This window comes from Aeribacillus sp. SP014, assembly GCF_054055575.1.
Window position 1 is genome coordinate 656843 of record NZ_JBSRXI010000001.1, and the last position, 12626, is coordinate 669468.

Genomic DNA, 12626 nt, shown 5'->3' on the forward strand with positions numbered 1-12626 from the left:
TATATTGATTTTGAGGAGGCAATGAAAAAATGGCATCATCGACAACGATGGAAGACTTGCAGGCTAAACGGAAAAAGTATGTTCCTAAAGGGGTGAGCAATGGAAATTTAAGTATTGCGCATCATGCAAAAGGGGCTACCATCGTAGACATTGACCAGAATGAATGGATAGATTTTGCAGGGGCAATCGGAACTTTAAATGTAGGGCATAGTCATCCTAAAGTAACGGCTGCGGTAAAAGAACAGATTGATAAATTTTTGCATCCTGGTTTTAATGTGATCATGTACGAAGGATACATTAAGCTGGCGGAAAAATTATGCAAGATTACTCCAGGCAACTTTGATAAACAAGCAATTCTTTTTAATTCGGGGGCTGAAGCAGTCGAAAATGCAGTTAAAGTGTCCCGTAAATTTACAGGCAGACAAGCGGTCGTTTCATTTGTCAGAGGGTTTCATGGAAGAACGAATCTGACGTTGAGCATGACGAGCAAAGTCAAACCATATAAATTCGGATTTGGTCCTTTTGCTTCAGAAGTGTATCAAGCTCCTTATCCATACTTGTACCGAAAACCGGATCATATGACAGATGAACAATATATTGATTGGACGATTGAAGAATTCAAGAGGTTTTTCGCTGCTACTGTGGCACCTGAAACGGTTGCTTGTATCGTAATGGAACCTGTTCAAGGGGAAGGCGGTTTTATTCTCCCACCGAAGAAATTTGTCAAATTTGTCAGGGACTTCTGTGATGATCACGGTATTGTTTTTGTGGCAGATGAAATTCAAACTGGTTTTGGCCGTACAGGCAAATTATTTGCAATTGAACATTTTGATGTTGTCCCGGATTTGATTACTGTTTCCAAGTCATTGGCTGCCGGGTTGCCTTTAAGCGGTGTAGTAGGCAAGGCGGAAATTTTAAATGCTGCCGATCCGGGTGAACTGGGTGGAACGTATGCTGGGAATCCTGTAGCTTGTGCCGCCGCACTGGCAGTCATTGATATCGTCGAAGAAGAGGATTTGCTCACAAAATCAGAAATACTGGGACAAAAGATTGAGAAAAAACTGCTGGAATTACAAGCGAAACATGAGTTTGTGGGGGAAATTCGCCGCTTAGGTGCTATGGTAGCGGTGGAGATCGTAGATAACCGTCAGAACAAACGACCGAATAAAGAGAAAACGAATCAAATTCTGAAATATGCGAATGAACATGGTCTTTTATTGCTTTCAGCTGGTATTGATGGAAATATTATACGCTTTTTAGCTCCGTTGGTTATTACTGACGAGGAATTAAATAAAGGGTTATCCATATTAGAAAAAGCTTTTGCTCAATGAACTGGGTGAAGAAACTGAGGATAAAATTGCCGGGAATCCATTAACCAGTGGCGTTATATATTATTATATCCCGGCAAAGAAAAACCCAGAGGGAGGTAAACCTTGATGGCAGCGACGATTAAAGTCACGAATCCTGCAACAGGTGAGTTGATCCAGGAAGTAAAGGCAGATACAGAAGAAGAGATTAATCTTGCATTGCGGAGAGGGCATGAAAGTTTCCGAAAGTGGTCCAAAATAAATGCACATGAACGATCGAGACTATTAAAGCTTTGGTCTAAAAAAATCCAAGAACATAAAGATGATCTTGCAAAGATCATGACAATGGAAAGCGGTAAACCTTTGCACGAATCATTGGGTGAAGTTGACTATGCAACTAGTTACATTGATTGGTATGCAGAAGAGGCGAAGCGGCTTTATGGACGAACAATTCCTGCAAATACGGAATCCAAACGTATCATTGTCAGCCGCCAACCGGTAGGATTGGTTGCAGCCATTACTCCTTGGAATTTTCCAGCCGCAATGATGACAAGAAAAGCTGCACCGGCATTGGCAGCTGGATGTACATTCGTTGTGAAACCAGCAGAAGATACCCCGTTAACCACGATGAAATTGATTGAGCTCGCTCATGAAGCCGGAATACCAGCGGATGTAATTCAATGTGTGAATGGCTATGGCAGTGAGGTAGGAAAAATATTTACGGAAAGCAAATATGTCAGAAAAATTACGTTTACCGGATCGACCCCTGTAGGAAAATTATTGATCAGAGACAGTGCCAGTACGGTTAAACATGTTTCAATGGAATTAGGCGGCCACGCACCGGTCATTGTTGCACATGATGCTGATATTGACTTGGCGGTAGAACAAACGATAGCTTCCAAGTTCAGAAATGCCGGTCAAACATGTATTTGTGCAAACAGAGTTCTAGTGCATGAAAGCATTGTAGAGGAATTTGCTGAAAAATTAACAAATGAAGTTAAAAAATTAAAAGTTGGAAATGGTTTGGAAAAAGGCACTCAAATTGGGCCAGTTATTAATGAAAAAGGCTTTCATAAGATTGTCTCGCAGGTCAATGATGCAATCAGTAAAGGTGCTGAAGTTCTATGCGGCAATAAATACAATGCAAATAGGGAAAAAGGCTACTTCTTTGTTTATCCGACGGTTCTCAAAAATGTCAATGAGAACATGAAGATTATGCAAGAGGAAACATTTGGACCCATTTTGCCAATCACAACGTTTCAGGAATTAGAAGAAGCTGTTAATATTGCAAACAGCACGCCTTATGGTCTGGCCGCTTACTTTTTTACAAATGACTATAGAACAGGCATCTATCTGCATGAGCATTTAGATTTCGGAATTATCGGCTGGAATGACGGCTCTCCATCTGCTGCCCACGCTCCTTTTGGAGGAATGAAAGAAAGCGGAATCGGTCGTGAAGGTGGAGTGGAAGGCATTGAACCGTATTTGGAAACGAAATATTTGTCAATAGGGGATATTTATAAATAAAAGACTTTTTGCAGGGAGTTTTTAACATCTGTTAATTTTCAATTTGATAGAAACTAATCGGTTTTTCATAAAGTTGGTTACATCCACCATCCATGATCAGGAATTCGATTTGGAAATTTGTACAATCTGTCACATTTCCGATCAATGTTGGGTCGACTTCTCCATCGTTTACATGAGTTGGAGTTACTTCGATCGCAATCGGTAATTCACTGATGGTATCTACAGAAAGATGCACTTTATGGCCAAACCAAGTGATTTTATTGCTAAAAGAATCAAACTTTGCTCCCTGTTTGTTCACTCTATTTTTTAGGCTTGTTCTTTTCATAGGCGTTAATGCCGGCACTATCGATAGCCTGATGCCCTCCATTGATACGACTTCAGCTTGGCCTATCTGGACAAGATCATATAAAGATTTTTTCTGCTAGATTTTTTTGGGTGTGTTCATGGAAAATACTGTACTAAAAGTAGAGGTAGATGGTTCAGGTCGACCGATATTTAAACCGCATTGATAACGGAATGAATGTCTTAATCCAATCGGTTACGAAGGGCTGTAAACGTATCAAAACCTTCTAATGGAGCAGCAATAAGAGCTCTTAAAATTCCTTTCCTTAGAATGACCTTCAGCCCCCCCCTTGGGGTGAAGAATTGCTTAGCAAAGGGACGTAAATCAAGAGCACTAAAAAAGATTTGGCAATTTTCTTTAGAATCTAAAATTTACAGTTCTTCAAAAAGGAAAATAGACTTTCTTGTAGAATGTACAAAGTGACTTCCCCCTAGCGAATTATTGTGTTTTGGTCACATCAAAAATTCTACAAATGAGGGGTGAAGTCCTTTTTTCTTTCTCTTAGAACAAAAAAATGTAAAATGTTCAAATAAAAAACTTGATTAGAAGTTAAAATTTTTTTATTTTTGTTCTTAATTTCTCTAAATTTCAAATGGTTCAGGTATCAATATTTGGATTTCTACAACCTAAGTTTAGTATCCTTGATAACTGGGCACTTCATAGTACAGCTTCCAGTTCATTAGGGTTCCTGTTTTTTTCCAAAATAAAAGGGCAGAGAATCGAAAAATCCTTATGCAGTGATATGCAAAGGGGCTATACATGGAGAGAGGGCCATCATAACCTTTTTTGGTTTTCCAAAATTATTGAAGCTGACGCTTGACTAAAGAATCATGGCTACAGAGGATCCACGCCAAGCCCTTGATGGATAGATCGCATATATTTATACATAATTTTGATAAGATATACTGAAACACTCTGTATTTTTTCTTGCAGAAAACAGTTTTTTGAGTCGCGAGATTTATTTTCATAGAATGCAAGAGTTTTCCTGATGAATTCATGAAGAAGAATATTTGTTACAGCCTGAATACGTGTTTTGATTTGCCGCAAGTCTTCGTACCCATTCATACACTCTCCCTTTCAATAAGTACATGCAGTCAACGGAATTCGGACTATGATGAAACTTAGTCTAATGCTTCTTCGCATGAAAGGCACGGATCATGCTTGCCTCTTCTCAGATCCTGTCTGCTATTTCGATCGAGTTTTATTTCCGCCTCCATTTAAAAAAAAGAAGGATTACTCATCTAGAAAATAATTAGGATCTATTTTCAAGGGAAAAAGAACTTATCACAATTTATGGTAAAATGGAAGAAATATAGACGTGATGTGAAGCGATCTTCGGTGTGGCCCTGGTTAATGATGCTGTCAGCGGTGGAAGCCCGGAAACAAGAGATCGATGAGACGATTCTCAAGGAACTGGAGGTGTTGGCGATGAACGAGCAAGAAATTCGCGAAGCATTGGAAGAGTGGGAGAAGCTAAGCGTCAGTTCGGAAAATCGCTACGCGTATGAAATGCGGCTGAAATGGCTGCGGGATCAATTGTCCAATCTTCTTGGCGAGCGGCGTGCGGGGATGGAGGAAGGGTTGAAACAAGGGCTAAAGCAAGGTCGGGAGGAAGAACGGAAGAACATGATCCGGCATATGTCGGCGAAAGGAATGACGGTGAAAGATATTGCCGATCTCACTGGACTTGCGGAAGAGGAAGTGCGAAAGTGGTTGAAATAGTTACCTATCGATTCGACTGAAATGAGCTTGTTTGCGAAAAACTTTTGGGTTTTTGTATGTTTTTGCATTCCTAACGGGATCCGCTCCTTTTATCACTTATTCCATATTTTCTCTAGTAAGACGGTTGGTTAATGGTGTTATTTTTCAAACAACTGGTCGGAATCACTTAAACTTTTTTAGCTCGTTTAAGGCTTTTTGCGCTAACATTCCATCAATTAAGCGATAGTCATGGCTAAGGGATAGAGCCATCATTGAAGCGATTTCAATGGAATCATTTACAACAATAGTTTTTCTCGACTCTGCCACCATAGCTTAAATTCCACTTCGTTTTTGTGTTATTAATGGTATCGGTACAAAAGAGAGGATCTGCTTTTAGCGGATAGTGCTCCCCATCATGATCGTAACTATTTTTTATTAAATGGATGCAGTCCACATCTTCATCTAGATTCACAGAGCGAACTTGTTTATTGATGTGAGCTGTTGTGTAAAAGCAGCAATAACTGATCCGTCTTAATGCAAAATTCAGTTCTTGTTTACCTAATCATTTGTGCTGCTTTCATGCTCGTATCACCGTAATCTTTCGCTGGCAGCAATAGCATCATTCACATTTCTTGTTGTGAATAGGCAAGTTTTCCGCGGCAAAATGTCATTACTACTTCAAGGCGGTCATTTAAAACAACTAGGTCAGCATCTTTTCCTTTTGCAATGCTTCCTTTGCGATCATAAACGTTTATTTGTTTGGCAGGGTTAACGGCTGCCATTTGAATAATGTCTTGAAGCGTACATCCGGTGTAAGCCATCATGTTTTTGGCTGCATCATTCAGCTTCAAAATACTTCCTGCCAGCGTCCCATCCCGCAAAACTGCCCGATCTTCATTCACTCGGACTTCTTGGCCTCCAAGTTCATAGATTCCTTTACCGAGACATTTCGCTCTCATTGCATCCGTGATTAAAATAAGCCCGTCATTTCCTTTATTTTGATAAGCAAATTTCACCATTCCCGGACACACATGAATGCCATCTGCGATAATTTCGCACAACACCTCATCATGCATGAGCACTGCTAGAGCAGCTCCCGGCTTGCGATGGTGCAATCCGCTCATTCCATTAAATAAATGGGTTGCATGGGTAATGCCAGCTTGTATGCTTTTAGCAGCTTCAGCATAAGAAGCATCTGAATGCCCGATGGAGGCGACAACTCCTGTTTGTTTTAAATAATCGGTTAATTCTATTCCACCTTTTCTTTCAGGCGCCAATGTCACAAGCTTTATCGCTCCGCCGGACATATGCTGCCATTTTTTAAATAACTGCAAGTTCGGTTCGAGAATATTTTCTGAGTGCTGCGCCCCTGCTCTTTTAGGGGAAATAAACGGACCTTCCAAGTGGACTCCTAACACTTCTGCATATCCGGGTTCATTCGCTGTTTCCATGTACTTTCTTACATTGATCAGAGCTTCTTCAATCCGCTGTTCAGAGCTTGTCATCGTTGTTGCTAAAAAACTCGTCGTTCCTTCCCGGGGGAGTGCCGCTGCCATTTTGCGAATTGCCTCATCGGTTGCATCCATCGTATCGGCGCCTGCTGCTCCATGAATATGCAAATCGATAAAACCAGGAATAACTGCATATTTGTTTTTGCTTTCAATTTTTTCAACCCGTTCGTCTGTAACAGTCAGCTTTTCTTGAGGACCAACTTCGAGAATTTTCCCATTTTCTATTAATACATATCCATTTTTGAAAACTCGTTCTTCAGCATATACCGTCATATTCGATAATAAAATCTTGTTCATAAAGATCTCCTTTTTCTAGTAACAATCTCTATTTAAATTGTATGTATGTGGAACAAAATGTTAAATGACTTTTATGGGATTTTTAAGCACATATATTGGGTCTATCCGGAAAATTGAAAAAATATGAAACTACTGCTTCCAGATAAAGAAAATTTCAATAATTCTTTTTAGCAGCTTTTCCTTTAAACCGCAGTCGTTTCATTATTTTGAAGCAAACATATCGTTCATCTGCATGCCGGAATACACATTATATCACAATCGCTTATTCGTAATGTAAGCTTCCGTTCTGAAAGAAACGTTTTTTCGCTAGTGTGCATAAAGCAGACCGGTCCAATCAGTAAGGATATGTCGTTAAGCGTCGTCTGCAAAGCTCCGAACAATCGAGAGGCTAGCGGCTGGATCTGGATAAAGAGGCTGAATAATTTTTTTGATTTTCGCAAAACTTTTTATATTTATTATTTGCGAATATATAGGTAGTGATAGAAGTTTTGAGCTTTGGGATTGGAAGTGAAGCTTCACGATGGATCAAGAGAAGAAATGGATAAAAGCAATACAGAAGCGGGCAAGTGAAAAAGCGGCAAATAAGCTGATCTCTTATTATTACAAAGAGATTTATGCGTTCGTATTTAAACAAACGTTTGATCAAGAATTAGCGAAAGATTTGACGCAGGAGATTTTCATCAGCATGCTGCGCGGCATTCACCATTATGAGGGGAAAGCGGCGTTCCGGACATGGCTGTATAAAATCGCAAAGGCGAGAATCATCGATTACTATCGCTCGAAAGAATATAAACAGCAGAAGAAAACGGTCAATTTGTTAACAGATCAGCGGGAAAGTGATGATGTGCTTTTTACAATCGAACAAAAGGACGAGGTAAAACAGGTTTTAAACCTGCTTGAACGATTTGATCATGAGAATCGACGAATTGTGCAAATGAAAATTTTTGCAGGCCAAACATTTGCCGAGATTGCCGCAAAGCTCCAGATAAAAGAATCAACCGTAAAAACGAAATATTATTCTACATTGCGAAAAATCAATGAGCAGTTAAAGGAGGATGTCCATGGCCATTGATAACGAAAAAATTCCTTTTCCTAGCGATAAGGAGATCAAACAAGAAATTCAGAAGATTATTGCAAAAGGCATGAACAAAAAGCCTTCCTTTTGGCAATATATGTTCACTATGTATCGCGAAGTCGGTTTCCGCAACGTCTTTCGTGATCTGACGGAAATCGCTTTTACGATTGTTTTAACTATCGCTGTTTTCGCTATGTTTGTTCTTTCAACCGCAGAATATTTTTCATGGACAGCCTTGGATGTATATACATTCATCTTTTGTTTTTCACCAGTTATTTATTTTGTCATCGTTTTTTTCTTTTTTATTTGCCAAAAGCAAAAGCCGGCGTTTGAGGTGGAAATGACTTGTAAATACAATGTGTATCAATTAGCAGCATTCCGTATGTTCATGTTCAGCATTTTCGCTATGCTCGCCAATGGAGTCATCATTTTCTGGCTGGCAACAGAGTTTTCCATTCATTTTCCTTTTGCCTTTTTATTATCTGTTGCATCTTTATTTCTTTTTGCTGCTGCTTTTTTGTATGTATTGCTTTATGTACCGACAAAAAGTGGGAAAATTGCTTTATTTATCAGCTGGATTGCCGCAAACTTGTTTCTTTCTTACATGAACAGCTATGTTTATCAAGCCTTTTTGTTAAACGTTCCGTATTTTATTTACATCATCATCGTGATGGCTGCGATGTATATATATGTTCATCAGCTTAAGCTGTTTTTCGTCAAAACCAATATAAAAGGAGTTTTGTAAAGATGCTAATTGTCGACCATGTTTCCAAATATTACGGCAATTTTATTGCTCTTGAAAATGTTCATTTACAGTTTGACAACGGAATTTACGGACTATTAGCTCCAAATGGCGCTGGGAAGACAACATTGATGAAAATGCTTGTCACACTCATCTTTCCGACAAAAGGAGAAATTCGTTACAACGGAGAAAATATCATCCATCTCGGCAGCAAATACCGCGAGCTTCTCGGTTATTTGCCGCAGCAGTTCGGATATTACAAGCATTACACCCCTGCAAAATATTTGCTTTACCTTTCAGCATTAAAAGGGATTTCAAAGCATGAAGCAAAAGAAAAAATACCGGAGCTTTTAAAGCTCGTTGGACTTGAAGATGTCATGCATAAAAAAATGAGGAAGTTTTCCGGCGGGATGATTCAGCGGGTCGGCATCGCCCAGGCATTGCTGAACGATCCAAAGATTTTGATTCTTGATGAGCCCACTGCAGGTCTTGATCCGACCGAACGCGCCCGTTTCCGCAAGCTTTTAACCCAATTAGCAAACGATCGGATCATTATTTTATCAACGCATATTGTGTCTGATGTCGAATCGATTGCCAATGAAATCATTATGATTAAAGATAAAACGATTTTATATAAAAAGCCGATACGTGAATTATGCCAATTATTGTCCGGCCGCATTTATGAGACCGCAGCTGATTTTCAGGATGCAGAAATCTTTCGGAAGCGATTTGCAACAATTTCGGAAAAGCAAGAAAATGGCCAGATGATCTTTCGGTTTGTTAGCGACGAACAGCCAAATGAAAATTGGAAAAGTGTTGAGCCGACATTAGAGGACGTATTTCTTCATGTATATGGAGAAGGGGCGCTGGCATAATGATCAAATACGAATTAATAAAAGTTGTCAAGTCGCCGATCTTTATCATTTTACTATTATTTTTTGTGACGTTGAATGGTTTGATTATTTTCGACCATAAAAACGAACGGAAAAATTTACCTGTTTTACAAAACATAGTTGAGCAATACGGGACGAAAATTGATGATGAAGCATTGGCAGGTATGAAAAAAGAAATCGATCATGAAATGGTATGGGTGAATGAGCTGAATCCAAAAAGCGGGAAGCAGTATCAGTTTCCATATGAGTTTATAAAAGGCCATGAAGCATTTCTGTACCAACATCTTACGGATCGTGAATTAAACAGGCTATTCAATCTCAACTTGTTCACTCAATATTATGAAACCGCTAAAAGCGTCGATGATATTTACAGCGAGCTGGATGCGACAGAGTTTGCCCGGCAACAAATCAAGAAATACGGATTAAGCGGGGAGGCAGAAGAAACGGTGCTGAACCAAGCCAATCTTTTAGAAAAGCGGCTGAAGCAGCTAGTGAAAAACGGTGAACATCGCCATTTCTTTTATTTAGGATCAGTCTATGAAATGCACTCCTTGCTATTTAAAAAGCTTGGCCGGGCGATCGCTTTTGAAGGAATGATCCTCGTCGTTTTAATCACAGCATTGCTAACTAATTATGAATTTGAGAACCGTACATCCTTTGTTGCATTTACGAGCAAACGCGGGAGAAATTTGCTATGGGACAAGCTTGCTGCAAGTGTAATCGCTAATGTGTGTGCTGTTATGTTGTTAATCGCAGCGACATTGATCATTTACTTTTCTGTCTATGATTATTCTAATCTTCTGTTTGTGCCGATTAGCAGCTATTTTAATAGCGAAACGCCTTTTCCTTACATATCGTGGTGGAATCTATCATTCTTGCAGTATGTTTGTTTATTTGTCGGCTGTTTACTATTAAGCCAGCTGCTGTACATGCTGCTCACCTTCAGCTTATCTATATGGCTGAAAAACAGCTATCTTGTTTTCTTTACATTTGCTCTGTTCGCGGGTGTTAGTTTATGGCTTCCAAGCGTTGTTTCACTGAATAGTAACTTTATCTTGATCATGCATGTGAATCCGTTTTATTTAATTATGAATCCGCATGTATGGTTTATGGGAAACAACATTTTTACGATGTTTCCACATTTTGAAGCTGTAACGATAGCAGCGTGGGCAGTCATATTTGTTCTATTAGGATTCATCAGCATGTACAAATTTAAACGGCAACCATTAAATTAGGGGGAAGAATATTGAGAGTTTTTTTATACGAATTAAGAAAATTGTTCAATTGGAAGGTGCTGCTGCTTATTTTGTTCATCAGTTTTCTGTTTTACAAGCTGTTTTTAAGCTTTTATTTTGAAGTTTTCCCTAATGGACGGCCTGCAAAAGATGAGTTTATGATTACAAAAGAAATGATCAACAAATATGGTCATGAAATGGACGAAAAAGAGTTTCGGCATTTTAAAAGCTGGTATAAGCAAAAAAAAGACGAGGCCAATGCCTATTTAAAATCACAACAAGATGCGGAAAAACTAGGCATTACAACATATGAACAGTTTCGACAATTGGATTTAACAAATAAACAGTATGCAGATTTTCATGAAAAAGTCGTGTTTGCTGATCAAGTAGATGTTTTTTGGGAGCTGCAAGCATTCGAAAATATCATTGAACAATATGAATCGAAAGGGAGGGATATTGAATCTTATACCGATGAAGATCAGCAAGAACGTGTAAAACAAATCATGGCAAACAATGATGTCAATTCTATTCTTCCATATCTTGTCTATGAAAATTACAATGAGCTCATCCGCTTTTGGGCGGTTTTGATTATTATAAGCGTTGTCATGGTAACAAGCCGCGTTCATATTACAGACAGACTAAACAATGCGATCAGTCTGCAATACACGACGAAAACCGGCCGGAATTTGTTTTCTGCAAAACTTCTTGCTGCTTTAGCAGCCACAGCATTGATCACAACTGTGCAGATCGTCATTTTTTGGTTTTTCTATCTTGGGAATGGTACGCAAGCTTTTTTTCCGCTTTCCATCAATTCGTTCTATAATTTTTACTATTTTTGGTTTGACTTTACATTTGAAGGCTATATCATCACAACGGTGATCGCTACTTATATTGTTGCCATTGTTGCGGCGCTCTTTTCAGTATTTCTCTCACGGATCGCACAAAACTACATCACATTGATCGGCTCGCTTGTCCCGATCGTTGTGCTGCTAAGCTATTGTACTTTAAAATACCTTGTTGGCGAACTGTTTGCGATTCTTCATCCGCTTATGCTTACAATCGGCACCTTTCTTGTATTGATCGCGATCAGTACGATATTCATCATTTACAGAATGAAGCAGGAAAAGCTTGTTGATCTTATATAAGCCAAGCGATAGCGGACAAAGCACGATCTTGATGATAGCGGGCTGGAGATCGATGAAGCAGGAATTCACGGGGTTGCTTCCTTCATCTGATTTTCCTTCCTCCAGCCTCGATAAAATAACAGACAGTCTGATACGATTTACATTCATTTTTTAGAGCTTCGGCAAGCAATCAGAAACATCATGCCGCTATACCATCTGATTTTTATCTGCCTATTTTTTGACTGATTTCTATAAATCCCTACCATTTTGAAATTTGATTGATCGAGAGGGGCTCGAAACTTTAAGACAATCAATCTCATTAGAACAATTTTAGTGTCGACTATTCAGTTTATGGGATTCGAAAACTTTAAGACGATGAATCTTAGACTTTGCCAGCGTTCCTTTCTATCTGCTCCGTATGGTTTAAGGTGGACATTTCAGGAGGCTGGCAAGGTCTTTTTTATTGAAGTGCATTACTTTTGGACACCTGTATCAAGCGGAACGATGAAGGTTTCCGTCATTTCTGTTTTTTTCTTAATCTAAATGTTTTTCCTCTTTTATATTCATTATTGTTATATGATGAAGTGAGGCTTTAACGGCATTACTTGAGCGGTTTGTAGTAAAACTAGAAAAAAGTTCCTGTCTCTGCTGTTTTGAATTGTAGCGGGCTGGAAACGTTCAAAAATCTAGTAAAAAACTTCATTATTTAAATTCCTATTAATAAGTTTGAAATTTTAGATTGACATTTCTTATAGGTAGTTTTATATTATTTACAGAACATGTGTTCTGTTTGGTGTGAATATTAATACTTGTCCCTAGTTATTACAATTTTTAATCTTTCCCCCTCTTATGTTTTCCTCTCATTTTTATT

General features: G+C 38.9%; 11 protein-coding genes. 8 read left to right on the forward strand and 3 right to left on the reverse strand.

Annotation, left to right across the window (positions count from 1 at the left end):
- Positions 1 to 29: 29 nt before the first annotated feature.
- The gene (gene gabT, locus ACVIJU_RS03365) at positions 30 to 1331 is read left to right on the forward strand and encodes a 4-aminobutyrate--2-oxoglutarate transaminase (protein WP_456687239.1); all 1302 of its coding nucleotides are present in this window, start codon (positions 30 to 32) and stop codon (positions 1329 to 1331) included.
- A 105-nt stretch (positions 1332 to 1436) separates the two neighbouring features.
- A complete protein-coding gene (locus ACVIJU_RS03370) occupies positions 1437 to 2834 on the forward strand; it encodes an NAD-dependent succinate-semialdehyde dehydrogenase (protein WP_311066611.1) in 1398 nt (465 codons plus the stop codon).
- A 31-nt stretch (positions 2835 to 2865) separates the two neighbouring features.
- Here ACVIJU_RS03370 and ACVIJU_RS03375 read toward each other — a convergent pair whose 3' ends face one another.
- Positions 2866 to 3201, reverse strand: a complete 336-nt coding sequence (locus ACVIJU_RS03375) for a hypothetical protein (protein WP_456687240.1) — start codon at positions 3199 to 3201, stop codon at positions 2866 to 2868.
- A gap of 1314 nt (positions 3202 to 4515) precedes the next feature.
- Between ACVIJU_RS03375 and ACVIJU_RS03380 the strand changes: the two genes are divergently transcribed.
- Positions 4516 to 4899, forward strand: coding sequence for an Rpn family recombination-promoting nuclease/putative transposase (locus ACVIJU_RS03380; protein ID WP_456687241.1), 384 nt, complete (start codon positions 4516 to 4518; stop codon positions 4897 to 4899).
- 162 nt (positions 4900 to 5061) lie between these two features.
- Here ACVIJU_RS03380 and ACVIJU_RS03385 read toward each other — a convergent pair whose 3' ends face one another.
- Together ACVIJU_RS03385 and nagA are read right to left on the reverse strand one after the other, a co-directional pair.
- Positions 5062 to 5208 (reverse strand): 2-oxo acid dehydrogenase subunit E2, encoded by a 147-nt coding sequence (locus tag ACVIJU_RS03385; RefSeq protein WP_094244319.1) that lies wholly within the window; start codon positions 5206 to 5208, stop codon positions 5062 to 5064.
- Between the two features lie 293 nt (positions 5209 to 5501).
- On the reverse strand, positions 5502 to 6686 hold the full coding sequence (gene nagA / locus ACVIJU_RS03390) for an N-acetylglucosamine-6-phosphate deacetylase (RefSeq protein WP_456687242.1): 1185 nt from the start codon (positions 6684 to 6686) through the stop codon (positions 5502 to 5504).
- 520 nt (positions 6687 to 7206) lie between these two features.
- Here nagA and ACVIJU_RS03395 point away from each other — a divergent pair.
- From ACVIJU_RS03395 to ACVIJU_RS03415, 5 genes are read left to right on the forward strand one after another with little or no spacing between them, the layout of a single operon-like run.
- Positions 7207 to 7758 (forward strand): RNA polymerase sigma factor, encoded by a 552-nt coding sequence (locus ACVIJU_RS03395; protein WP_063388899.1) that lies wholly within the window; start codon positions 7207 to 7209, stop codon positions 7756 to 7758.
- The gene (locus ACVIJU_RS03400; RefSeq protein WP_456687243.1) at positions 7748 to 8506 is read left to right on the forward strand and encodes a hypothetical protein; all 759 of its coding nucleotides are present in this window, start codon (positions 7748 to 7750) and stop codon (positions 8504 to 8506) included. The genes ACVIJU_RS03395 and ACVIJU_RS03400 overlap by 11 nt, the downstream gene beginning before the upstream one ends.
- Before the next feature lie 2 nt (positions 8507 to 8508).
- The gene (locus tag ACVIJU_RS03405) at positions 8509 to 9378 is read left to right on the forward strand and encodes an ABC transporter ATP-binding protein (RefSeq protein WP_063388897.1); all 870 of its coding nucleotides are present in this window, start codon (positions 8509 to 8511) and stop codon (positions 9376 to 9378) included.
- Positions 9378 to 10631 carry a hypothetical protein gene (locus ACVIJU_RS03410; protein WP_456687244.1) on the forward strand — a complete coding sequence of 418 codons (1254 nt, stop codon included), beginning with the start codon at positions 9378 to 9380 and terminating at the stop codon, positions 10629 to 10631. The genes ACVIJU_RS03405 and ACVIJU_RS03410 overlap by 1 nt, the downstream gene beginning before the upstream one ends.
- 11 nt (positions 10632 to 10642) lie before the next feature.
- Positions 10643 to 11776, forward strand: coding sequence for a hypothetical protein (locus ACVIJU_RS03415; protein WP_456687245.1), 1134 nt, complete (start codon positions 10643 to 10645; stop codon positions 11774 to 11776).
- Positions 11777 to 12626 lie beyond the last annotated feature (850 nt).